Origin of the sequence: Pseudomonas sp. QL9, from assembly GCF_041409665.1 — a bacterium.
Classification (GTDB): Bacteria; Pseudomonadota; Gammaproteobacteria; order Pseudomonadales; family Pseudomonadaceae; genus Pseudomonas; species Pseudomonas knackmussii.
In genome coordinates, this window is the sequence record NZ_CP166971.1 from 3,520,804 (window position 1) to 3,543,100 (window position 22,297).

Annotated in this window: 19 protein-coding genes and 2 tRNA genes; 17 read left to right on the top strand and 4 right to left on the bottom strand. The window is 62.7% G+C overall.

Going from position 1 to position 22,297, the window contains the following annotated elements:
- Nucleotides 1-8: 8 nt before the first annotated feature.
- From ftsH to ACA097_RS16595, 17 genes are all read left to right on the top strand, one after another.
- Nucleotides 9-1,925 (top strand): ATP-dependent zinc metalloprotease FtsH, encoded by a 1,917-nt coding sequence (gene ftsH / locus ACA097_RS16515; protein ID WP_160289004.1) that lies wholly within the window; start codon nt 9-11, stop codon nt 1,923-1,925.
- Between the two features lie 9 nt (nt 1,926-1,934).
- Nucleotides 1,935-2,804 (top strand): dihydropteroate synthase, encoded by an 870-nt coding sequence (gene folP, locus ACA097_RS16520; protein ID WP_043255318.1) that lies wholly within the window; start codon nt 1,935-1,937, stop codon nt 2,802-2,804.
- A complete protein-coding gene (glmM, locus tag ACA097_RS16525; RefSeq protein ID WP_160288430.1) occupies nt 2,801-4,141 on the top strand; it encodes a phosphoglucosamine mutase in 1,341 nt (446 codons plus the stop codon). The genes folP and glmM overlap by 4 nt, the downstream gene beginning before the upstream one ends.
- A gap of 65 nt (nt 4,142-4,206) precedes the next feature.
- Complete coding sequence (gene tpiA / locus ACA097_RS16530; RefSeq protein ID WP_371364584.1) at nt 4,207-4,962, top strand: triose-phosphate isomerase; 756 nt, start codon at nt 4,207-4,209, stop codon at nt 4,960-4,962.
- Nucleotides 4,963-4,965: 3 nt separating this feature from the next.
- Entirely contained in the window at nt 4,966-5,358 is a 393-nt protein-coding gene (secG, locus tag ACA097_RS16535) for a preprotein translocase subunit SecG (protein ID WP_043255311.1), read from the top strand.
- An 11-nt stretch (nt 5,359-5,369) separates the two neighbouring features.
- A tRNA-Leu gene (locus ACA097_RS16540) sits at nt 5,370-5,455 on the top strand.
- A gap of 91 nt (nt 5,456-5,546) precedes the next feature.
- Nucleotides 5,547-5,623 (top strand) — tRNA-Met (locus ACA097_RS16545).
- Nucleotides 5,624-5,752: 129 nt separating this feature from the next.
- Nucleotides 5,753-6,211, top strand: coding sequence for a ribosome maturation factor RimP (gene rimP, locus ACA097_RS16550; RefSeq protein ID WP_160288428.1), 459 nt, complete (start codon nt 5,753-5,755; stop codon nt 6,209-6,211).
- A gap of 46 nt (nt 6,212-6,257) precedes the next feature.
- Nucleotides 6,258-7,739: a transcription termination factor NusA gene (nusA, locus tag ACA097_RS16555; protein WP_043255309.1), complete on the top strand. Its 1,482-nt coding sequence runs from the start codon at nt 6,258-6,260 to the stop codon at nt 7,737-7,739.
- Nucleotides 7,740-7,766: 27 nt separating this feature from the next.
- Nucleotides 7,767-10,301 (top strand): translation initiation factor IF-2, encoded by a 2,535-nt coding sequence (gene infB, locus ACA097_RS16560; protein WP_043255307.1) that lies wholly within the window; start codon nt 7,767-7,769, stop codon nt 10,299-10,301.
- 211 nt (nt 10,302-10,512) lie between these two features.
- Nucleotides 10,513-10,902, top strand: a complete 390-nt coding sequence (gene rbfA, locus ACA097_RS16565) for a 30S ribosome-binding factor RbfA (RefSeq protein WP_043255305.1) — start codon at nt 10,513-10,515, stop codon at nt 10,900-10,902.
- A gap of 3 nt (nt 10,903-10,905) precedes the next feature.
- Nucleotides 10,906-11,820, top strand: a complete 915-nt coding sequence (gene truB / locus ACA097_RS16570; protein ID WP_371364588.1) for a tRNA pseudouridine(55) synthase TruB — start codon at nt 10,906-10,908, stop codon at nt 11,818-11,820.
- Nucleotides 11,821-11,917: 97 nt separating this feature from the next.
- The gene (rpsO, locus tag ACA097_RS16575) at nt 11,918-12,187 is read left to right on the top strand and encodes a 30S ribosomal protein S15 (protein WP_017518939.1); all 270 of its coding nucleotides are present in this window, start codon (nt 11,918-11,920) and stop codon (nt 12,185-12,187) included.
- A gap of 167 nt (nt 12,188-12,354) precedes the next feature.
- The gene (gene pnp / locus ACA097_RS16580) at nt 12,355-14,460 is read left to right on the top strand and encodes a polyribonucleotide nucleotidyltransferase (RefSeq protein ID WP_043255300.1); all 2,106 of its coding nucleotides are present in this window, start codon (nt 12,355-12,357) and stop codon (nt 14,458-14,460) included.
- Between the two features lie 233 nt (nt 14,461-14,693).
- A complete protein-coding gene (locus ACA097_RS16585; protein ID WP_371364591.1) occupies nt 14,694-16,112 on the top strand; it encodes a hypothetical protein in 1,419 nt (472 codons plus the stop codon).
- A 196-nt stretch (nt 16,113-16,308) separates the two neighbouring features.
- Nucleotides 16,309-16,659 carry a BON domain-containing protein gene (locus ACA097_RS16590; RefSeq protein ID WP_160288424.1) on the top strand — a complete coding sequence of 117 codons (351 nt, stop codon included), beginning with the start codon at nt 16,309-16,311 and terminating at the stop codon, nt 16,657-16,659.
- A 28-nt stretch (nt 16,660-16,687) separates the two neighbouring features.
- Nucleotides 16,688-16,885 carry a CsbD family protein gene (locus tag ACA097_RS16595; protein WP_160288423.1) on the top strand — a complete coding sequence of 66 codons (198 nt, stop codon included), beginning with the start codon at nt 16,688-16,690 and terminating at the stop codon, nt 16,883-16,885.
- Nucleotides 16,886-16,933: 48 nt separating this feature from the next.
- Here ACA097_RS16595 and ACA097_RS16600 read toward each other — a convergent pair whose 3' ends face one another.
- From ACA097_RS16600 to ACA097_RS16615, 4 genes are all read right to left on the bottom strand, one after another.
- Complete coding sequence (locus tag ACA097_RS16600) at nt 16,934-18,382, bottom strand: rhomboid family intramembrane serine protease (protein ID WP_371364594.1); 1,449 nt, start codon at nt 18,380-18,382, stop codon at nt 16,934-16,936.
- 61 nt (nt 18,383-18,443) lie between these two features.
- Complete coding sequence (locus tag ACA097_RS16605; protein ID WP_043255290.1) at nt 18,444-18,746, bottom strand: DUF2845 domain-containing protein; 303 nt, start codon at nt 18,744-18,746, stop codon at nt 18,444-18,446.
- Nucleotides 18,747-18,761: 15 nt separating this feature from the next.
- The gene (locus ACA097_RS16610) at nt 18,762-19,052 is read right to left on the bottom strand and encodes a DUF2845 domain-containing protein (RefSeq protein ID WP_043255288.1); all 291 of its coding nucleotides are present in this window, start codon (nt 19,050-19,052) and stop codon (nt 18,762-18,764) included.
- 11 nt (nt 19,053-19,063) lie between these two features.
- Entirely contained in the window at nt 19,064-22,252 is a 3,189-nt protein-coding gene (locus tag ACA097_RS16615) for a DUF748 domain-containing protein (RefSeq protein ID WP_371364597.1), read from the bottom strand.
- Nucleotides 22,253-22,297: the final 45 nt, after the last annotated feature.

The following is a 22,297-nucleotide window of genomic DNA, read 5'->3' on the forward strand; positions in this document are numbered from 1 at the left end:
TGAACGACATGGCAAAGAACCTGATCCTGTGGTTGATCATCGCGGCGGTCCTCGTCACCGTGATGAACAACTTCTCCAGTCCGAACGAGCCGCAAACGCTCAACTATTCGGATTTCATCCAGCAGGTGAAGGAAGGCAAGGTCGAGCGGGTTACCGTCGACGGTTACGTCATCACTGGCAAGCGCCAGGATGGGGACACCTTCAAGACCATTCGTCCGGCGATCCAGGACAATGGCCTGATCGGCGATCTGGTCAACAACAACGTGGTCATCGAAGGCAAGCAGCCTGAGCAGCAGAGCATCTGGACTCAGCTGCTGGTCGCCAGCTTCCCGATCCTCGTGATCATCGCCGTGTTCATGTTCTTCATGCGCCAGATGCAGGGCGGCGGCGGCGGCCGTGGTGGCCCGATGAGCTTCGGCAAGAGCAAGGCACGCCTGCTTTCCGAAGATCAGGTGAAGACCACCTTCGCTGACGTCGCCGGTTGCGACGAGGCAAAGGAAGAGGTCAGCGAGCTGGTCGAATTCCTCCGCGATCCGGGCAAGTTCCAGCGCCTCGGTGGCCGCATTCCGCGCGGCGTGCTGATGGTCGGCCCGCCCGGTACCGGTAAGACCCTGCTGGCCAAGGCGATCGCTGGCGAGGCGAAAGTCCCGTTCTTCACCATCTCCGGCTCCGACTTCGTCGAAATGTTCGTCGGCGTGGGTGCGTCCCGTGTTCGCGACATGTTCGACCAAGCCAAGAAACACGCGCCGTGCATCATCTTCATCGACGAGATCGACGCCGTTGGTCGCCATCGTGGCGCCGGCCTGGGCGGTGGTCACGACGAGCGTGAGCAGACCCTCAACCAGTTGCTGGTCGAGATGGATGGCTTCGAGATGAACGACGGCATCATCGTGATCGCCGCGACCAACCGCCCGGACGTCCTCGACCCGGCGCTGCTGCGCCCGGGCCGCTTCGACCGCCAGGTAGTGGTTGGCCTGCCGGACATTCGTGGCCGCGAGCAGATTCTCAAGGTGCACATGCGCAAGGTTCCGCTGGGCGATCATGTCGACGCAGCCGTGATCGCGCGCGGTACTCCGGGCTTCTCCGGTGCCGATCTGGCCAACCTGGTCAACGAGGCCTCGTTGTTCGCCGCCCGCGCCAACAAGCGCATCGTCGACATGCGTGAATTCGAGCTGGCCAAGGACAAGATCATGATGGGTGCCGAGCGCAAGACCATGGTCATGTCCGAGAAAGAAAAGCGGAATACCGCTTACCACGAGGCCGGTCACGCTATCGTCGGCCGCCTCGTGCCCGAGCACGACCCGGTCTACAAAGTTTCCATCATCCCGCGCGGTCGCGCGCTGGGCGTGACGATGTTCCTCCCCGAGGAAGATCGCTACAGCCTCTCCAAACGCGCCCTGGAAAGCCAGATATGCTCGCTGTTCGGCGGCCGTATCGCCGAGGAGATGACGCTCGGTTTCGAAGGTGTTACCACTGGCGCTTCCAATGACATCATGCGTGCCACCCAGCTCTCGCGGAACATGGTTACCAAGTGGGGCCTCTCCGAGAAGCTCGGTCCGTTGATGTACGCGGAAGAAGAGGGCGAGGTGTTCCTGGGGCGCAGTGCCGGTTCCCAGCACTCCAATGTTTCCGGTGAGACCGCCAAGCTGATCGACCAGGAAGTCCGTCGCATCATCGACGACTGCTACGGCACCGCCAAGCGTCTGCTGGACGAGAATCGCGACAAGCTCGACATGATGGCCGATGCGTTGATGAAGTACGAAACCATCGACTCGGACCAGATCGACGACATCATGGCTGGACGGGAACCGCGCGAGCCTCGTGATTGGCAGGGTGGTTCTGGCTCCACTGGGTCGACCACTACCAGTCGCGACGATGCTGGTCGCAAGGAAAAGCCCATCGGCGGTCCTGCTGGCGAACACTGAGAACGATTGATGAGCTCCAAGCTGTACCCAACCCGGTTGCCTTGCGGCAACCGGGTTCTTGATTTAACGCGCCCCCATGTCATGGGAATCCTCAACGTCACGCCGGACTCGTTTTCCGATGGTGGTCGTTTCAATCAGCTGGACCGAGCGCTGCAGCGCGCAGCAGAGATGGTCGAGGCTGGTGCGACCCTTATCGATGTTGGCGGAGAGTCGACTCGCCCGGGCGCGCGCCTGGTCACTCCGACAGAAGAGCTGGAGCGCGTAGCGCCAGTCGTCGAGGCTATCGCTCGCGAATTGGATGTGGTGATTTCCGTCGATACATCGACGCCCGCGGTGATGCGCGAGTCCGGTCGCCTGGGGGCTGGTCTGATCAACGACGTTCGTTCCCTTCAGCGCGATGGTGCCGTCGATGCGGCTGCGGATACCGGAATGGCGATCTGTCTCATGCACATGCGCGGCGAGCCGAGCAACATGCAGAACGATCCGCGCTATCCGGACATCCTCGCCGAGGTGCGGGATTTCCTTGTGGAGCGCATGGCTGTGTGCGAAGCGGCTGGCATTCCCCGTGAGCGCATCGTGCTCGATCCTGGTTTCGGATTTGCCAAGACGCAGGCGCATAACCTTGTGCTGTTCCAGCGTATGGAACGCCTGCTGGAACTGGGCTGTCCGCTGCTGGTCGGAGTGTCGCGCAAGAGCATGATCGGGCGTGCGCTCGGTCGCGAGGTTGGTGATCGTCTCTATGGCAGCCTTGCCCTTGCTGCTCTGGCGGTTAGCAAGGGGGCGCGCATTATTCGAGTACATGACGTCGCCGAGACGGTCGACGTGGTCCGCATGATCGATGCGGTAGAGCAAGCTAAGGAAGAAGGTCTGACGCTATGAGCAGGAAATACTTCGGTACCGATGGCATCCGTGGCCGTGTCGGCACGCCGCCGATCACTCCGGATTTTGTGCTCAAGCTGGGTTGGGCTGTGGGTACGGCTTTCCGGCAGCAGGGCAAGTGCCGTGTGCTGGTGGGTAAGGACACGCGAATTTCCGGGTACATGTTCGAGTCGGCGCTAGAGGCAGGTCTCTCCGCTGCTGGCGCTGACGTGATGCTGCTGGGGCCAATGCCGACTCCGGGCATCGCCTACCTGACCCGCACTTTCCACGCCGAGGCGGGAATCGTCATCAGTGCTTCGCACAATCCGCATGACGACAACGGGATCAAGTTCTTTTCCGGCCAGGGCACCAAGCTGCCCGATGAAGTCGAGATGGTCATCGAGCAACTGCTCGATACGCCTATGACAGTGGTCGAGTCGGCCCGCCTGGGTAAGGTTTCGCGCATCAACGATGCAGCTGGCCGCTACATCGAGTTCTGCAAGAGCAGCGTGCCGAGCAGTACCGATTTCTCTGGGCTCAAGCTAGTAATCGATTGCGCCCATGGTGCGACCTACAAGGTGGCGCCTAGTGTGTTCCGCGAGCTGGGTGCGCAGGTTTCCGTACATGGCGTTCAGCCTAACGGCCTGAACATCAATGAGAATTGCGGCTCCACGCATATCGCCCCGCTTCAGGCGGCGGTTATCGCCGAGCAGGCGGACATGGGCATCGCCTTTGATGGCGATGGCGATCGCGTGCTGATGGTCGACCATACAGGCGCGGTGGTGGATGGTGACGAGATTCTCTTCCTGATCGCTCGTGACATGCAGGAGCGCGGCCGCCTGGATGGTGGCGTCGTCGGGACGCTCATGAGCAACCTCGGCCTGGAGCTGGCTCTGAAAGATCTGCAGATTCCATTCACTCGTGCCAAGGTCGGCGACCGCTATGTCATGGCGGAATTGATGGCGCGCAACTGGCACCTGGGCGGTGAAAACTCAGGCCATGTCGTTTGTGGTCAGCACACCACCACTGGCGATGCGATCATCGCTGCGCTGCAGGTTCTGATGGCACTCAAGGCGCGCGGTCAGACGCTTGCCGAGGCGCGCCAAGGCATTCGGATGTTCCCGCAGGTGCTGATCAACGTCCGCTTCCAGCGTCGCGATGTCGACCCGATCGAGCATCCTGCGGTCAAGGAGGCGTGCGAACGTGTGACCGAAAGCATGGCGGGCCGTGGCCGAGTGCTTCTGCGCAAATCCGGTACCGAGCCGCTGGTGCGGGTGATGGTCGAAGGCGACGAAGAAGCTCGCGTACGTGCTTACGCCGAGCAGCTGGCGAAAGTCGTTACTGAGGTATGTGCTTGATTTCGCTTGTCAGTTCGATTTTTGTCGATTAACATCTGCGCCCACTTTGCTCAGCGAGGTACAGCATGCGTCGACCCTTAGTGGCCGGGAACTGGAAAATGCACGGTACCCGCACCAGTGTTGCGGAGCTGATCAAAGGCTTGCGACAGCTGGCTCTGCCTACAGGTGTCGACGTGGCGGTTCTGCCGCCCTGTCTGTACATCAATCAGGTGATTCAAGGCCTGGACGGCAAGGCCTTGGCGGTGGGTGCGCAGAACTGCGCAGTCGAGCCGATGCAGGGCGCCCTGACGGGTGAGATTGCTGCAAGTCAACTGAGCGATGCCGGTTGCACGCTGGTTCTGGTTGGGCACTCTGAGCGCCGCCAGATTCTGGATGAAAGCGACGGTGTCATCAGTCGTAAGTTTGCCGCAGCGCAGTCCTGCGGTTTGGTTCCGGTGTTGTGCGTGGGGGAGACCCGCGAGCAGCGCGAAGCTGGAAAGACCCTGGAAGTCGTCGGGCGTCAGCTGGGGACCGTGATAGAGGATTTGGGTGTCGGGGCTTTCTCCCGCGCCGTTGTGGCTTACGAGCCAGTGTGGGCAATCGGGACGGGGCTGACCGCCTCTCCTGAGCAGGCTCAAGAAGTACATGCGGCCATCCGCGCGCAATTGGCGGCAGAAAATGCCGAAGTCGCCTGCGGTGTTCGCCTGCTGTATGGCGGTAGCGTCAAGGCGGCGAATGCGGTCGAACTGTTCGGCATGCCGGACATCGATGGGGGGCTGATTGGTGGTGCCTCCCTCAATGCGGATGAGTTTGGTGCGATTTGTCGCGCCGCAGGAAACTGACAGATGCTGGAAACAGTTGTAATCGTGATTCACCTGCTGATGGCGCTGGGTCTGGTTGTACTGGTCCTGCTGCAGCATGGTAAGGGCGCGGATGCTGGTGCCTCGTTTGGTTCGGGCGCTTCGGGTACCGTTTTCGGTAGCCAAGGCTCTGCTACCTTCCTGAGTCGTTTTACTGGTGTGCTCGCTGCAATTTTTTTCATTACTAGCTTGGGTTTAGCGTATTTCGCTAAAGAAAAAGCTGATATGCTACGTCACGTTGGTCTTCCTGATCCGGCAGTGATGGAGCAGAAGCAGGAGAAGGTTCCGGCGGCATCCGATGTGCCGGCAACCCAGGGGCAGCAACAGGCTCCGGCAGCTGGCAACTCTGACGTTCCGGCGGCTCCTGAGAAGAAGTAAGGCAAGTTTTTGCCGAGGTGGTGGAATTGGTAGACACGCTACCTTGAGGTGGTAGTGGCCATAGGCTGTAGGGGTTCGAGTCCCCTCCTCGGTACCATATGACGAAGGCCCGCTATGCGGGCCTTTCGTTTCAGGTGTTTCGGTTGACCTGATTAGGGTGTAACCGTATAATTTTGCACCAGCTTTGACGCGGGATGGAGCAGTCTGGTAGCTCGTCGGGCTCATAACCCGAAGGTCGTTGGTTCAAATCCAGCTCCCGCAACCAGTTTTGGCAGAGCCCCTTTTCAGGGGCTTTTTGCTAGCTGGACAGTCCGCGCCACCAGTCTAGGGTGGCTCCTTTAGGGATGGGCGTTTCGCCCATTTTTTGTTTCTACGGCATACGCGAGGCGATCAGGTGTCGAGCAAGCTAGAACAGTTGCAGGCCTTGTTGGCCCCTGTGGTAGAGGCGCTCGGCTATGAGTGCTGGGGCCTGGAGTTCATTTCCCAAGGTCGTCACTCCCTGCTCAGGGTGTATATCGATCGTCCTGAAGGGATCCTGATCGAAGACTGCGAAACAGTCAGTCGGCAGGTCAGCGGGGTGCTCGATGTCGAGGACCCGATCAGTGGCGAATACACCCTCGAGGTTTCCTCTCCGGGGATGGATCGACCGCTGTTCACGCTGGAGCAGTTCGCTCGGTATGTCGGCGAGCAAGTGAAGATCAGGCTGCGCATCCCCTTCGAGCGGCGGCGCAATTTCCAGGGCGTTCTCCGTGGTGTGGAGGAGCAGGACGTAGTGGTCCTCGTGGATGACCATGAATACCTGCTGCCGATCGATTCGATCGATAAGGCCAACATCATTCCCCGATTTGAGTGAGCCGCGTGTTGCGCGGATTCCAATGGATTGAAAGGCGAGGCGTACGATGAGCAAAGAAGTACTGCTGGTTGTTGAGTCGGTATCCAACGAGAAGGGTGTACCGCCCGGCGTGATTTTCGAAGCGCTGGAACTGGCTCTGGCAACCGCCACCAAGAAGCGTTTCGAGGACGAGGTCGACCTGCGGGTGCAGATCAACCGCGCCAACGGCAACTACGACACTTTCCGCCGTTGGACCGTGGTCGAGGACGAGGATTACTCCAATCCTGCCTCCGAGCTAACCGTCGATGACGTTCGCGAGAGCCATCCGGACCTCAAGGCCGGTGACGTCATCGAAGAGAAGATCGAATCCATCGAGTTCGGCCGCATCGCCGCACAGACCGCCAAGCAGGTCATCGTGCAGAAGGTGCGTGAAGCCGAGCGCGCTCAGGTGGTCGACGCCTACCGCGAGAAGGTTGGTGAAATCATCTCCGGCACCGTGAAGAAGGTCACCCGCGACAACGTCATCGTCGACCTCGGCAACAATGCCGAAGCGCTGCTGGCCCGTGACCAGATCATTCCGCGCGAGACCTTCCGCGTCGGCACTCGTGTGCGTGCCCTGCTGAAGGAAATTCGCAGCGAGAACCGCGGTCCGCAACTGGTTCTCTCGCGTACCGCGCCGGAGATGCTGATCGAGCTGTTCCGCATCGAAGTGCCGGAAATCGCCGAGCAACTGATCGACGTGATGGCAGCTGCCCGTGATCCGGGTTCGCGCGCCAAGATCGCCGTGCGCTCCAAGGACAAACGTATCGACCCGCAGGGCGCCTGCATCGGCATGCGCGGTTCGCGCGTACAGGCCGTTTCCGGCGAACTCGGTGGCGAGCGCGTGGACATCGTGCTGTGGGACGATAACCCTGCCCAGTTCGTGATCAACGCGATGGCGCCTGCCGAAGTGGCCGCGATCATCGTCGACGAAGATACCCACACCATGGATATCGCCGTCGCCGAGGACAACCTGGCGCAGGCCATCGGCCGCAGCGGCCAGAACGTCCGTCTGGCCAGCCAACTGACCGGCTGGACCCTGAACGTGATGACCGAGGCCGACATCCAGGCCAAGCAGCAGGCCGAGACCGGCGACATCCTGCAGCGTTTCATCGACGAGCTGGATGTGGACGAAGAACTGGCTCAGGTGCTGGTCGAGGAAGGCTTTACCACCCTGGAAGAAATCGCCTACGTACCGATGGAAGAGATGCTCAGCATCGACGGCTTCGACGAGGACATCGTCAACGAGCTGCGCTCGCGCGCCAAGGACCGTCTGCTGACCAAAGCCATCGCAACTGAAGAAAAACTTGCTGACGCTCAACCGGCCGAAGACCTGCTCAGCCTCGATGGCATGACCAAAGAGCTGGCCCTGGACCTGGTGCTGCGTGGCGTAACCACCCGTGAAGATCTTGCCGAGCAGTCGATTGACGACTTGCTCGACATCGACGGCATGGACGAAGAGCGTGCCGGCAAGTTGATCATGGCCGCCCGGGCCCATTGGTTCGAGTAAGCATTCGCGGCCTGAGGAGAGAAATGCATGACGCAAGTCACGGTGAAAGAACTGGCCAAGACGGTCGATACCCCGGTTGAGCGCCTGCTGCAGCAGATGCGCGAAGCGGGCCTCCCGCACAGCGATGCCGAGCAGGTTGTGACCGATACTGAAAAGCAGGCTCTGCTGGCGCACCTTAAAGGTAGCCACGGCGATCGCCTGGAAGAACCGCGCAAGATCACCCTGCAGCGCAAGACCACCTCGACCCTGAGAGTGGCTGGCAGCAAGACGGTGAGCGTTGAGGTCCGCAAGAAGAAGACCTACGTCAAGCGCAGCCCCGACGAAATCGAGGCCGAGCGTCAACGCGAGCTGGAAGAGCAGCGCGCCGTTGAAGAGGCTGCCCGCCTGAAGGCTGAGGAAGAGGCCCGTCAGAAGGCCGAAGTCGAAGCCCGTCGCGCTGCCGAAGACGCAGCCCGCCGTCAGGCCGAAGTGCCTGCCCAGGCAAGTGCTCCGGCTGCTGCTCCGGCGCCTGTCGTCGCTCCGGTCGCCGTCCCTGTCGCACCCGTCGCCGCTCCGGCTGCCGGCGACGAGCGCCGGAAGGAAGGCGAAGTCCGCCGTCCGCCGAAGCGCGATGACGAAGACGATCGCCGCGATCGCAAGCATGCCCAGCATCGCCCGTCGATCAAGGAAAAGGAAAAGACTTCCGCTCCGCGCGTTGTGCGCTCCGGTTCGGATGACGACGACAGTTTCGGTCGTCGTGGCGGTGGTCGCGGCAAGGCGAAGCTGAAGAAGCGTAACCAGCACGGGTTCCAGAGCCCGACAGGACCCATTGTGCGCGAAGTGAGTATCGGCGAGACCATCACTGTTGCTGAGCTCGCTCAGCAGATGTCGGTGAAGGGCGCCGAAGTCGTCAAGTTCATGTTCAAGATGGGCACTCCGGTGACCATCAACCAGGTCCTCGACCAGGAAACCGCCCAACTGATCGCCGAAGAACTCGGCCACAAGGTCAAGCTGGTCAGCGAGAACGCCCTGGAAGAGCAACTGGCCGAGTCGCTGAAGTTCGAAGGCGAGGCCGTATCGCGTGCGCCGGTAGTGACCGTTATGGGTCACGTCGACCACGGCAAGACCTCCCTGCTCGACTACATCCGTCGTGCCAAGGTTGCAGCGGGTGAAGCCGGCGGCATCACCCAGCACATCGGCGCCTACCACGTGGAAACCGACCGCGGCATGGTCACCTTCCTCGACACCCCCGGCCACGCCGCGTTCACCGCGATGCGTGCCCGTGGTGCCCAGGCGACCGACATCGTCATCCTCGTGGTGGCGGCGGACGACGGCGTGATGCCGCAGACCCAGGAAGCCGTGCAGCATGCGAAAGCCGCTGGCGTGCCGATCGTGGTCGCGGTGAACAAGATCGACAAGCCCGATGCCAACCCGGACAACATCAAGAACGGCCTGGCCGCGCTGGATGTGATCCCGGAAGAGTGGGGCGGCGACGCTCCCTTCGTCCACGTATCCGCCAAGATGGGTACCGGCGTCGACGAACTGCTCGAAGCCGTGCTGCTGCAGGCCGAAGTACTCGAGCTCAAAGCCACTCCGTCGGCCCCGGGCCGTGGCGTGGTGGTCGAGTCCCGTCTGGACAAGGGCCGTGGTCCGGTGGCTACCGTGCTGGTTCAGGACGGTACCCTGCGTCAGGGCGACATGATCCTCTGCGGTGTCAACTACGGCCGCGTGCGGGCCATGCTCGACGAGAACGGTAAGCCGATCAAGGAAGCCGGTCCGTCGATTCCGGTCGAGATTCTCGGCCTGGACGGCACGCCGGACGCCGGTGACGAAGTGACCGTGGTCGCCGACGAGAAGAAGGCCCGCGAAGTCGCTCTGTTCCGTCAGGGCAAGTTCCGCGAGGTCAAGCTCGCTCGTCAGCAGTCCGCGAAGCTCGAAAATATCTTCGAGAACATGGGCCAGGACGAGAAGAAAACCCTCAACATCGTCCTCAAGGCCGACGTGCGCGGTTCGCTCGAGGCGCTGCAAGGCTCGCTCAGCGGTCTGGGCAACGATGAAGTGCAGGTTCGCGTGGTCGGTGGCGGCGTCGGTGGTATCACCGAGTCCGATGCCAACCTGGCGCTGGCCTCCAACGCGGTGCTGTTCGGCTTCAACGTCCGTGCTGACGCTGGTGCGCGCAAGATCGTCGAGGCCGAAGGCCTGGACATGCGTTACTACAACGTGATCTACGACATCATCGAAGACGTCAAGAAAGCCCTGACCGGTATGCTCGGCAGCGATGTTCGCGAGAACATCCTGGGTATCGCCGAAGTGCGTGACGTGTTCCGTTCGCCGAAGTTCGGCGCCGTCGCCGGCTGCATGGTCACCGAGGGTCTGGTGCACCGCAACCGTCCGATCCGCGTACTTCGCGACGACGTGGTGATCTTCGAAGGCGAACTGGAATCGCTGCGTCGCTTCAAGGATGACGTTGCCGAAGTTCGTAACGGCATGGAATGCGGTATCGCCGTGAAGAGCTACAACGACGTTCGCGTCGGCGACAAGATCGAAGTGTTCGAGAAGGTCGAAGTCGCTCGTACCCTCTAAGAGGCAACGAGCGTAATCGCAGCGCCCGGGACGGCTTTCCAGCTTTCCCGGGCGTTTGCCGCTTAAACGGATTCGCCTTCAACCGTATAACGTCGTTGGGCAGCCTTGCCGTGCTGGAGCACTGCCATCGGCTCCCCGCCTAGTTATCCGGCTGAATTCAAACCCGTATTTTTTGCCGGTGCCTGCAAGGCGCCGGAAGCAGGTTAGGAAAATGGCCAAAGAGTACAGCCGTACACAGCGTATCGGCGATCAGATGCAGCGCGAACTGGCGCTGCTGATCCAGCGCGAGATCAAGGATCCGCGCCTGGGCCTGGTGACCATCACCGGCGTCGACGTGGCGCGCGATCTGTCCCATGCCAAGGTGTTCATCACCGTGATGGGCCAGGACGACAACGCCGAGGTGATCAAGCAGAACACCTCCATCCTCAATGACGCCGCTGGCTTCCTGCGCATGCAGTTGGGCAAGGCGATGAAGCTGCGCACTGTGCCGCAACTGCACTTCACCTACGACGCGAGCATTCGTCGTGGTGCCGAGCTGTCGGCCCTGATCGAGCGGGCGGTGGCGGAAGATCGTCGCCACGGCGGCGGTTCCGAGGAGTAAGGCGTGGCCCAGGTAAAACGTATCCGCCGTGCGGTCAACGGCGTGTTGGTGCTCGACAAGCCGCGCGGCATGAGCTCCAACCAGGCCCTGCAGAAGGTGCGTTGGCTGCTTAATGCCGAGAAGGCCGGGCACACCGGCAGCCTCGATCCTCTGGCGACCGGCGTGCTGCCGTTGTGCTTCGGTGAGGCCACCAAGTTCTCTCAGTACCTGCTGGATGCCGACAAGGCCTACGAAACCGTTGCCCGCCTGGGTATCACCACCACCACCGGCGACGCCGAGGGCGAAATCGTCGAGGAATCCGCGGTGACCGTCGGTCGGGAAGCGCTGGAGGCCGTGCTGCCGCGCTTCCGCGGCGAGATAGAGCAGGTTCCGCCGATGTACTCGGCACTCAAGAAGGACGGCCAGCCGCTGTACAAGTTGGCCCGGGCCGGTGAAGTAGTGGAGCGCGAGGCGCGTTCTGTTACTATTGCGCGCTTGGATTTGCTGGCCTTCGAGTCGCCTGACGCGACCCTGTCGGTTGCCTGCAGCAAGGGCACCTATATCCGTACCTTGGTCGAGGACATTGGCCAGGTGTTGGGATGCGGTGCACACGTAGCAGCATTGCGCCGTACCCAGGCCGGTCCCTTCGCTCTGCCCCAGGCGATCACGCTGGAAGAGCTGGAAAAAGCCCATGCCGAGGGTGGCAACGAAGCCCTCGACCGCTTCCTGTTGCCGGTAGACGCCGGCCTGGAGCACTGGCCGCTGCTGCAGCTTTCCGAGCACAGCGCCTACTATTGGCTGCACGGGCAGCCGGTACGCGCACCCGAGGCGCCGAAGTTCGGCCTCTTGCGTGTGCAGGATCATGAAGGTCGTTTCATCGGTATCGGTGAAGTGACAGACGACGGGCGAATCGCACCGCGTCGACTGATTCGGTCATAAGACCGGAACCGAGGGTGGCTGTCAGCAGGCACGGTCACTCCTCTTATATGAACACAGGGAGAAGTCCCTGGCCTGTTACCTCAGAGGAAAGCCCATCATGGCACTGAGCGTCCAAGAGAAAGCCCAGATCGTTAACGAGTACAAGCAAGCTGAAGGCGACACCGGTTCTCCGGAAGTGCAGGTTGCACTGCTGTCCGCCAACATCAACAAGCTGCAGGATCACTTCAAGGCCAACGGCAAAGACCACCACTCCCGTCGTGGCCTGATCCGCATGGTTAACCAGCGTCGTAAGCTGCTGGACTACCTGAAGAGCAAGGACACCTCTCGTTACAGCGCCCTGATCGGTCGCCTGGGCCTGCGTCGCTAAGACGGCAAGCCTGAAGTGAGAAGCTGGGAGTCTGGGGTTCTGCGTCGGTATTTGCCGATGCAGGGCTTCGGGCTCCCGGCTTCTCGCTTTTTTGGGAATGGCATCGGGTCCGACTCCCGGCATTTCCACGATTTCCCCCAAGGCAACAAAGAGAAGGTAGAAAAACCGTGAACCCGGTAATCAAGAAATTCCAGTTCGGTCAGTCGACCGTAACCCTCGAGACTGGCCGCATCGCCCGCCAGGCCACCGGTGCCGTCCTGGTCACCATGGACGACGTCACCGTGCTGGTCACCGTCGTCGGTGCCAAGCAGGCAGACCCGAGCAAAAGCTTCTTCCCGCTCTCCGTGCACTACCAGGAGAAAACCTACGCCGCCGGCCGCATCCCGGGTGGCTTCTTCAAGCGTGAAGGCCGTCCTTCCGAGAAGGAAACCCTGACCTCGCGCCTGATCGACCGTCCGATCCGCCCGCTGTTCCCCGAAGGTTTCATGAACGAAGTGCAGGTCGTCTGCACCGTCGTTTCGACCAACAAGAAGTCCGATCCGGACATCGCTGCCATGATCGGCACCTCCGCCGCTCTGGCGATCTCCGGCATTCCGTTCGCAGGCCCGATCGGTGCCGCTCGCGTCGGCTTCCACCCGGAAATCGGCTACATCCTGAACCCGACCTACGAGCAACTGCAGAGCTCCAGCCTCGACATGGTCGTGGCCGGTACCTCCGACGCCGTGCTGATGGTTGAATCCGAAGCCGACGAGCTGACCGAAGACCAGATGCTGGGCGCCGTGCTGTACGCCCACGAAGAGTTCCAGGCTGTCATCCGCGCCGTCGCCGAACTGGCCACCGAAGCCGGCAAGCCGACCTGGAACTGGAGCGCTCCGGCAGAGAACACCGCCCTGATCAACGCCATCCGGGAAGAGTTCGGCGCTGCGATCTCCGAGGCCTACACCGTCACTGTCAAGCAGGAACGCTACGCGGCCCTGGACGCCCTGCGCGAGGAAGTCCTCGCCAAGTTCGCCGGCGAAGGCGAAGGCCAGTACCCGGCCGCTGAAGTCAAAGACGTCTTCGGCCTGCTGGAATACCGCATCGTTCGCGAGAACATCGTTACCGGCAAACCGCGTATCGATGGCCGCGACACCCGCACCGTTCGCCCGCTGAAGATCGAAGTTGGCGTACTGGGCAAGACCCACGGTTCGGCGCTGTTCACCCGTGGCGAAACCCAGGCCCTGGTCGTTGCCACCCTCGGCACCGCCCGTGACGCTCAGCTGCTGGACACCCTGGAAGGCGAGCGCAAGGACGCCTTCATGCTGCACTACAACTTCCCGCCTTTCTCGGTGGGCGAGTGCGGCCGCATGGGCAGCCCGGGCCGTCGCGAGATCGGTCACGGCCGTCTGGCCCGTCGTGGCGTTGCCGCCATGCTGCCGTCGCAGGACGAGTTCCCCTACACCATCCGCGTGGTTTCGGAGATCACCGAATCCAACGGTTCCAGCTCCATGGCTTCCGTGTGCGGTGCTTCCCTGGCGCTGATGGACGCTGGTGTGCCGGTCAAGGCGCCGGTTGCCGGTATCGCCATGGGCCTGGTGAAGGAAGGTGACAAGTTCGCCGTCCTGACCGACATCCTGGGTGACGAAGACCACCTGGGCGACATGGACTTCAAGGTCGCCGGTACCGACAAGGGCGTTACCGCCCTGCAGATGGACATCAAGATCAACGGCATCACCGAAGAGATCATGGAGATCGCCCTGGGCCAGGCCCTGGAAGCTCGCCTGAACATCCTCGGCCAGATGAACCAGGTCATCGCTCAGCCGCGCGCCGAGCTGTCGGAAAACGCCCCGACCATGCTCATGATGAAGATCGATCCGGACAAGATCCGCGACGTCATCGGCAAGGGCGGCGCCACCATCCGTGGTATCTGCGAAGAGACCAAGGCCTCGATCGACATCGAGGACGATGGCAGCGTGAAGATCTACGGCGAAACCAAGGAAGCCGCTGAAGCTGCCAAGCAGCGCGTCCTCGGCATCACCGCCGAAGCCGAGATCGGCAAGATCTACGTCGGCAAGGTCGAGCGCATCGTCGACTTCGGCGCCTTCGTCAACATCCTGCCGGGCAAAGACGGTCTGGTGCACATCTCGCAGATCAGCGACAAGCGCATCGACAAGGTCACCGACGTCCTGAAGGAAGGCGAGGAAGTCAAAGTCCTGGTGCTGGACGTGGACAACCGCGGCCGCATCAAGCTGTCCATCAAGGACGTGGCCGCTGCAGAAGCCTCCGGCGTCTAAGGAACCTGCCACGATCTGCTGCGCGTCGGCATAACGGCGTTGAAAACAGGCGAGTGATGCTCATTTAGCTGTCTAAACTGCGCTCCCTCACCTGTTTTCGCCTTGTTCTGCTCTAGCTCGCGAGATCGTGATCAGATTCCAAGCAGTAGCGAAATAAAAAGAGGGCCCCTTGCGGGCCCTCTTTTTTTGCCTGGACAATGGCGCCTCGCCAGCACGGAAGGAACCCGCGGCCGATGGACAAGCAACACTGCCACTACCACCAGGCGCAACCCGCTACCTGGCATTGCGCGCCCTGCGAGCGCCACTTCGGCGACTGCTGTGTGCCGCTCAATGCCGATGTGCCGGAGTACGCGCCGTCCTGCCCGCTGTGTCGTGGCCAGCTGCGCTACCTGGGCGCGGCCAACAGTGCCGAACCTTTCTGGGAGCGCCTGCCGAAATTCTTCGCCTATGCGCTGCAACCCGGCCCGCTGATGTTCGCCGGCGCGCTGGCCCTGGCCAGCCTGTTCATGCCGAGCGTTCTCGTGTTCTGGCTGGCATTGCTGAGCATCGCCACCAAATACCTGCACAGCGTGATCGAGCAAGCCAGCCTCGGCAGCAACGACGCACCGAGCCTGGCCGAGGCTTTCGATGGATCCAGCTTCGGCGCCTTCCTGCGTCAGCTCGGCGTGTTCGGCGTGGCCATGGTGCTGCTCTGGCTGGCGGCCGACTTCGAGAGCCCGCCGTTGTTCTGGAGCGTCAACGTCGCGCTGGTCCTGGTGCTGCCGGCCAGCATCATCCGCCTGGCGCTGGACAAGTCGCTGGGCGCCGCGCTGAGCCCGGCGGAAGTAGGCCAGGTGATCGCCGCCATGGGTTGGCGTTACCTGATCCTTTGCCTGTTCCTCTTCATCCTCTGGCAGTCGCCGAGCTACCTGGCCTGGCTGCTGGGTTTCGGCCTGCCACGGGTGGTGTTGCTGCCGGTTCTGGCCTTGCTGTTCGGGTATTTCGGCGTGGTGATGTGCGCCATGATGGGATACGCGGTGTTCCAGTATCAGGGCGCTCTGGGCTACGTGGTCGCCGGCGACGACGCGGCCCAGGGCTTCCCCGAGGCCGAATGGCGCCGTCGCAAGGCGCTCGCGGAAGCCGAGGTCCGGGTCAAGGAAGGGCAGGGCGGCGCTGCTGTGGAAATCCTCAGCTCGGCCTTGCGCCAGGACCCGGAAGACTTGCGGCTCAATGAGCGCTATCACCAACTGCTGTACGTGCTCAACGAGCGCGGTGATTGTCTGGCACACCTGCCGGGCTACCTGGCGCTGGCCTGCCGGAGCAACCCGCAGTTGGCGGCCAACGCCTTCCTCAATGCGCGCCAACTTCAAGCCGACTTCCTGCCGGACGACCCCCTGATCTGCGAGCGCATCGCCGGCGTCCTCCTGGACCGGCACAAGACCCGCGAAGGCCTCAGCCTGCTGCGCAACCTGCACCAGCGTTTCCCGCAGTACCCGCATGTTGCCCGCGCGTATCTGCTGGCGGCCCGTGGTTTTGCAGAAGGGCTCGGCCAAGCGGATGCGGCAGGCAAACTGCTCGCCTTCATCCGCCAGCGCTACCCCGAAAGCCCGCTGCTCGGTGAGGTCGAAGCACTGGAGCGGGTGCTCGCGCGCATGGCTGCGCAAGGCAGCTAGGGATACTGCAAATTGCACGGTGAGCTGCGGCTCATTGTGCAATTTGCCCAGCCATTGGTTTCTGAATTTCAAGTTAAGTATTTGATACTTAATGGTTTATTTTGATGGCAAAAGTTGGCCCGAGGCTTGCGATATCACTCCTGTCACTGCCGCCAGGCATGGCTGCAGTTCTTCGCAAGCAATAGGAGAGATCGCCATGAAACCCCGTTTCCGCAAACTGGCCCTTGCCGCTGCTACTGCCTCCGCCATCAGTTTCTCGTTCGCCGGTTCGGTGTTCGCGCAACCGACGACCCTCGCCGCGAATGAAACCGTGCAGAAAACCGAAGAGATGGCTTCCGATACCTGGATCACCAGCAAGGTGAAATCCAGCCTGATCGCCAACAAGGACATCAGCGGCACCAGCATCAAGGTGGAAACCAACCAGGGTGTGGTTTCCCTGTCCGGTACGGTGAAGACGGACGCCGAGCGTCAGCTGGCGATCCAGACCACCAAGGGAATCAAGGGAGTGAAAGCGGTATCGGCCGATGGCCTGAAGGCCGTGGAGTGAGCTCGCCTTGCAGTACAGGAGCCCCGTCATGAATAGCGATGTGATCAAAGGTAAATGGAAGCAGTTGTCCGGCACGCTCAAGGAGCAGTGGGGCAAGTTGACCGACGATGATCTGCGGGCGGCGGACGGACACGCCGAGTATCTGGTCGGCAAACTGCAGGAGCGCTACGGCTGGACGCGCGAGCGCGCGGAAAGGGAAGTGCGCGAGTTCAGTGATCGTCTGTAGCCGTTCTCAAGGCCCCTCCGGTATCCGTCGGAGGGGCCTTTCTTTTTGTCAGCGCGCCTGCTGTTGGTAGAGGGCGAGCTGGCGAGTCTGCTCGGCGTCCGGATAGGCCTTGCGCAGGAACTGATCCAGTTCGGCGAGGACGCGGCTATCGCGCTGCGGCCCAAGCTGCTTGGCCAGTTGCAGGGTGAGCTGCGGCAGTTGCGCCGGCTGCTGGCCGCTCCGGGCCACCCGCCGCCAGGCGGCGAGGGCGCGCTGGGAGTCGATCATTTGCAGGAGCTTCTGCAGCAGGTGCAGTTGCACCTGCGGATGGCGAAGCAGGCGCTGATCTTCCCCCGCACTGTCGTCAGCCAGACGGCGCAGTAGGGCTGCGCCCTCCGCTGCCGGCAGGGCGAACAGTTGCTTGAGCAGTGCGCTGTAGAGAGCGCCGTCCTGACGAGAGCGGGCGACACCGTAGAGGCGCTCGATCAGCAGCAGGCGACCGGGATAGCGCGCCAGCAGGTCCAGCCCACGGGTAGAGGCCTGGTCCAGGGCGAAGCGGCCGATCAGCGCGTCCAGCGCGGCGAGCTCACGCTTGAACGGGGCATCCGGGTCTTCCTTGGCCAGATAGGCTTCGTCGACCTTGATTCGACCGAACTGGCGGGGCAGCCACACCAGCAGAAAACCCGAGGCGAGCCCGCCAAGGTGCGCGTAGTAGTTGACGTGGTCGGCGGCGCGCAGCAGGCCGAACAGTTCCTTGCCCATCCACAGCGGCAGGATCCACAGCGCCGGCGCGCGGAAATAGCCCAGCATCGGGCCCAGCCAGTAGAAGAAACGGATGCGCTTCAGACCGTAGACGCCGATGTACATGCCCATCAGCCCGGAGACCGCGCCGGAGGCGCCAATCCCCGTGACCCACACCGGGTCCAGCGCCCACCACAGCAGGCCCGAGCACAGGCCGCTGAGCAGATACAGCGCCAGGTACATTGCGCGGCCAAGCGCCACTTCCAGGGCGAAGCCGAAGACGAAGAGGAACACCATGTTGCCGAACAGGTGCCAGAAGTCGCCGTGCAGAAACATCGAGCCGACCAGCCCCTGCAGGGTGAAGTGCGCCGGGATGAAGCCAAAGCGCAGCGAGCTGAGCTGGTTGCGCGCGGCCTCGGCCTGTTCGCGCGCCGCTTGCCAGGCTGGATCCTGCTGGTAGGCCGGGAGGCTGCGCAGTTCGTGGCCGAACTCCAGGTCGCGGAGGATCACCCAGGCCAGGTCCTGGCGACGCATGCGCTCGATCTGCTGCTGCTGGGTGATGTCGAGCTTCTCGCGGCGGGCGAAGGATTCGGCGAACAGCGGGCGCTCGTGGCCGAGCAGGTCCTGCTGCAGGTAGACGTCGACCGCATGCTGCTGCCGGGCGTCATCGCCGCCCTGGTAGAAAAAGAAGATCAGGCAGTTGAGCAGGATCAGCAGCAGCGTGATCTGCGGTGGCTTCTTCCAGTCCAGCGGGTGTTCGGCGGGAACGATGAGCATGGGCGTCCTATCCCTGGCAGGCGCAATGATGGCGCGAGACTATCACCGCGCCCCGAGGCTGTCAGTCGCTGCGCTTGCTCTGGATGGAGTCGACGCGGTTGCCCTTGAAGATCACGAAATACAGCATTCCGTTCCACGGGCCGTAGATCCATTCCTCGACCCGCACTTCCTCGCGCTGGCCCCAGTCGCCAACCACGATGCGGGTGCCGAGGTAGGAGCGGTCGGTCGGTTCGCCGCAGCGGGAGTAGGCGTCGCTGGTGGTGTCGCCGCTGCTGATCAGGGTGCTGCCGCAGCGCATGCTGTCGGCACTGGCCTGAGCGGCGGCGAAGAGGAACAGAACAGGGAGAAGGGCGGCAAGGCGCATGGGGGCTCCGCGAGGTCAGTCGCGCTTGAATTCGATGCGGGTCAGGCGATTGGCTTCGAAGGTCAGGATGTAGGTTGCGCCGTTGTTCGGGCCGTAGACCCATTCCTCGATGCGGTATTCGCGGCGGTCGTACTCGCCGACGGTGTAGCCGACTTCGTCCCGGTGCACCGGCGGGCCGCACTTCTGCTCGACCTCCCAGGCGCGGTCGCCAACGTCCACCAGCGAGCTGCCGCAGCGCATGCTGTCGGCGTGAGCGAAGCCAGCGCCCAGGAGCAGGGCGCCGGCCAAAAGGGGAAGGGGTTTCATCGCGGACTGCCTCAATCGCTGTCCAGGTGGAGTTGGGTGGCGACTTCGCCGTTCTTGTCGGCCTCGCCCTGGCTGACGTCGATCAGATAGATACGATCATCCCCCAGTCCGCCCTTGGACACCAAGTAGTCCTTGATCTGCGCGCCACGCTGCTGCGCGAGCTTGCGCAGCAGCAGCGCGCTGCCGCTCCAGGAGTCGACCACGGCCTTGCGCATCTTGGCCGTGCGCTCGTCCTTGCTCAGCTGCTGCCATTCCGCCGGCGGCTGTTGCTTCAGGCGCGTGCGGTAGATGCCTTCGAGTAGGGCGGGCTGTACGTCTTCCGGTACTTCGAGCTTGCTCGAATCGCTGGGCACCTTGTCGCCGCGGCGTTGCAGCATCTTGTAGTAGTTGTCGCGGAAGTCCTGCTGCAGGCGCTGCTCGGCGAGCAGCGGGCCGTCGCTGGCGGCGGCGCTGACGCCTTCCACTTCGAGCTTCAGGGACGGGCGCTGTTTGAGCGCGCCGACCAGCTTGTCCAGGTTGCTCTGGGCGGCCGGGGTCAGGTCGGCGGAGCCTGCAGTGAAGGAGACCGCGCCAAGATCCTCGTCGCCGCCACCGCCAGCCAGCCCGGCGATGAACTTGAAGGGCGCCTGCACGGCCCGCAGCACCAGGTTGCGCAGGGTCTGCCAGACGATCGGCATGACGCTGAACTGCGGGTTGTTCAGGTCGCCTTCCACCGGTAGCTCTATGTCGATGTTGCCGTTGGTGTCCTTTAGCAGGGCTACCGCGAGCTTCACTGGCAGGTCCACGGCGTCCGGGCTGTCGACCTTCTCGCCCAGTTGCAGGTGTTCCACCAGTACCTTGTTCTCCGCCTTCATCTGGCCCTTGGTGATCTGGTAGTGCAGGTCCAGGTTGAGCCGTCCCTTGCGGATGCGGTAGCCGGCGAACTTGCCCGAGTAGGGCGTCAGTGTGGTCAGCTCGACGCGTTTGAAGCTGGTGGCGATGTCCAGTTTCTCCAGCGGCGAGAAGGGGTTGAGGCTGCCCTTGATGCTGACCGGGGCGTACTTGTCGACCTTGCCGGTGATATTCACCGCGGCGGGCTGCGGATTGCGGTTGTCGATGGTGCCGATCTCGCCGCCCAAGCTCTGGATAGCCGTGGCGAAGTCCGGGCGCAGCGTCAGGTCGGCGAAGTTCGCCGAGCCGTCGTTGATGCGGATGCCGCCGATGCGGATGCCCAGCGGCTTCTCGCCGCTGGCGGCGGGCTTCGCGGAGGCGCTGGCGGGTGCGCTACCCGACTGCGGCTGCGGGATCAGCAGGTCGTTGATGTTGGTGGTGCGGTCCTCGTTGATGATGAAGCGCGCATAGGGCTGCTCGAAGCTGACGCTCTGGATCACCAGGCTGTCGCCATGGTTGTAGGCCACGCCGGCGAGGGTGAGTTTCTGCCATTTGACGAAGTCGCGGCTTTTAAGGGTGTCCAGCGTGTGCAGCTGGGTTACCTGGGCACTGCCGTTGACGCTGAAGGCCAGGGGAGCGATGTTCTTCAGGTCGACGTCGAGGTCGCTGGCGAGGAAGCCGCTGCGCAGCTCCAGGCGGATGAAGGGTTCGAGGTAGGACTGCGCCAGGCGCAGGTCGATGTCGCGCGTGGCGACCTTGAGCTTGGCGCTGATGGGGTTGGGGATAACCTGGCCGCTGGCCTCGATCTGCCCCTTGTTGCCGATACCGGTCTTCAGCTTGAGCTGCAGCGGGCTGGTCAGCGAGCTGTCGAGGTTCTGCAGGTCGAGGTCGAGCGGGCCGATGTCCAGCGCCACCGGTTTGGCCGGTACGCGATCGGCGAGATGCACCTTGTAGCCGCGCAGTTGGGTGTCGCGCAGCACGACGTGCCAGGGCTTCTGCGGCTCGGCCGGCTTGGCTGGTTCCGGCGGCGGGGTTGTCGGCTTGTTCGCGGCGGCCTCGGCCTGGTCGGCCTGTGCCTGGGCTTTGATCTGGGCCTTTGCCTCAGCTTTTGCCTGGGCATGGGCATCCGGCTCGACCGTGGGCTTTGCCGCTGCCGGAGCGGCTTCGCCTTTGTTCGGCGCTGCCGCAGAGTCCTTGACCTGCTCGCTGGCAGGAGCTTGCGCCGTTGCCGGCTTCTGCTCGCCGTCGAGGGTATGCGCGGGAGCCTGTCCATCCGTGCTCGGGGCTTTCTGTTCGGCGGCTGGCGCGGCCTTGCGCACCGGTTTCTGGAAGTTGGCGAAGAGCTTCTGCCAGTCCAGTTGGCCGTCCTTTTCGCGCGCCGCCGAGGTTTCCAGGCCCTGGCTGCGAATCTGCCCGACTACCACTTCGCGCTTCGCCAGGTCGATGCTGGTGTCGCTCACATCGAGGCTGGTCATCTTCACCAGCGGCTTTCCGGCCGGGTCCTTGAGGTCAAGGTCTTTCAGATTCGCGCTGGTCTTCTCCAGCAGCAACTGGGTGTCGTGGCTCAGGTCCAGCTTGTAGTCGGTGGCGACGCTGAGGATGCCCTGCTGCAGTTCCAGCGGGACGTTGTCGCGCACATACGGCCACCAGGCCTTGAGGGGGATGCCCTCGACCGTCAGGTTGCCCTGCGAAGTCAGCGGGATGAGGCTGAAGTCGCCCTTCCAGTCGATCTTGCCGCCGTGCGGCCCGAGGCCGCTGAGGGTCATCTGCGCGCCGCTATCGGGCAGCGTGCTGAGGTGGTGCAGTTCGAAGCTCAGCGGGTCGAGGACGAAGTCGACCTGCTCGCTCAGGCGGTTGTCCTGGAAGTGAACGCTGCCCTGGCTCAGGGAGATGCTTTCGATTTGGATCGGGAAGGGTTTGCTCTCCGGCTGCTGCGCGGCCGGTTGGCTGGGCGGCAGCTTGAACAGGCGGGTAAGGTTCAGCGTGCCGTCCTCGGCGAACACCACCTCGCTGTGCGGCCCCACCAGGCGGAGATCGACCAGATGCAGCTGGCGGGTCCACAGGCTGTCCCATTGCACGTCGGCGTACAGATGCTTGAGTGCCAGTTGTTCCTGCTCGCCCTGGCCGATGTGCAGCCCCCAGACGTTCAGCTCCAGGCTGAACGGGTTCAGCTCGATGCGCTCGATGTGGGCCGGCACCGTGGCGTACTTCGCCAGTTGCTGGTTGGCCTCGCGCAGGGCGATGCCTGGAAGGATCAGGAAGCCGAGCAGGCAATAGAGGAGGAAAAGCAGCACCAGGGTGCCGCATACGCGAATCAATCCTTTGGTCATGGCGGGGGTCGCTTTCCGTCGTGGCGTGCCTAGGAGTATGGCATG

Excerpts from the sequence above, each read along its gene's own strand:
- ftsH (WP_160289004.1), top strand. The coding sequence starts at position 9 with ATGGCAAAGAACCTGATCCTGTGGTTGATCATCGCGGCGGTCCTCGTC.
- folP (WP_043255318.1), top strand. The coding sequence starts at position 1,935 with ATGAGCTCCAAGCTGTACCCAACCCGGTTGCCTTGCGGCAACCGGGTT.
- glmM (WP_160288430.1), top strand. The coding sequence starts at position 2,801 with ATGAGCAGGAAATACTTCGGTACCGATGGCATCCGTGGCCGTGTCGGC.
- tpiA (WP_371364584.1), top strand. The coding sequence starts at position 4,207 with ATGCGTCGACCCTTAGTGGCCGGGAACTGGAAAATGCACGGTACCCGC.
- secG (WP_043255311.1), top strand. The coding sequence starts at position 4,966 with ATGCTGGAAACAGTTGTAATCGTGATTCACCTGCTGATGGCGCTGGGT.
- nusA (WP_043255309.1), top strand. The coding sequence starts at position 6,258 with ATGAGCAAAGAAGTACTGCTGGTTGTTGAGTCGGTATCCAACGAGAAG.
- infB (WP_043255307.1), top strand. The coding sequence starts at position 7,767 with ATGACGCAAGTCACGGTGAAAGAACTGGCCAAGACGGTCGATACCCCG.
- rbfA (WP_043255305.1), top strand. The coding sequence starts at position 10,513 with ATGGCCAAAGAGTACAGCCGTACACAGCGTATCGGCGATCAGATGCAG.
- rpsO (WP_017518939.1), top strand. The coding sequence starts at position 11,918 with ATGGCACTGAGCGTCCAAGAGAAAGCCCAGATCGTTAACGAGTACAAG.
- ACA097_RS16585 (WP_371364591.1), top strand. The coding sequence starts at position 14,694 with ATGGACAAGCAACACTGCCACTACCACCAGGCGCAACCCGCTACCTGG.
- ACA097_RS16590 (WP_160288424.1), top strand. The coding sequence starts at position 16,309 with ATGAAACCCCGTTTCCGCAAACTGGCCCTTGCCGCTGCTACTGCCTCC.
- ACA097_RS16595 (WP_160288423.1), top strand. The coding sequence starts at position 16,688 with ATGAATAGCGATGTGATCAAAGGTAAATGGAAGCAGTTGTCCGGCACG.
- ACA097_RS16600 (WP_371364594.1), bottom strand. The coding sequence starts at position 18,382 with ATGCTCATCGTTCCCGCCGAACACCCGCTGGACTGGAAGAAGCCACCG.
- ACA097_RS16605 (WP_043255290.1), bottom strand. The coding sequence starts at position 18,746 with ATGCGCCTTGCCGCCCTTCTCCCTGTTCTGTTCCTCTTCGCCGCCGCT.
- ACA097_RS16610 (WP_043255288.1), bottom strand. The coding sequence starts at position 19,052 with ATGAAACCCCTTCCCCTTTTGGCCGGCGCCCTGCTCCTGGGCGCTGGC.
- ACA097_RS16615 (WP_371364597.1), bottom strand. The coding sequence starts at position 22,252 with ATGACCAAAGGATTGATTCGCGTATGCGGCACCCTGGTGCTGCTTTTC.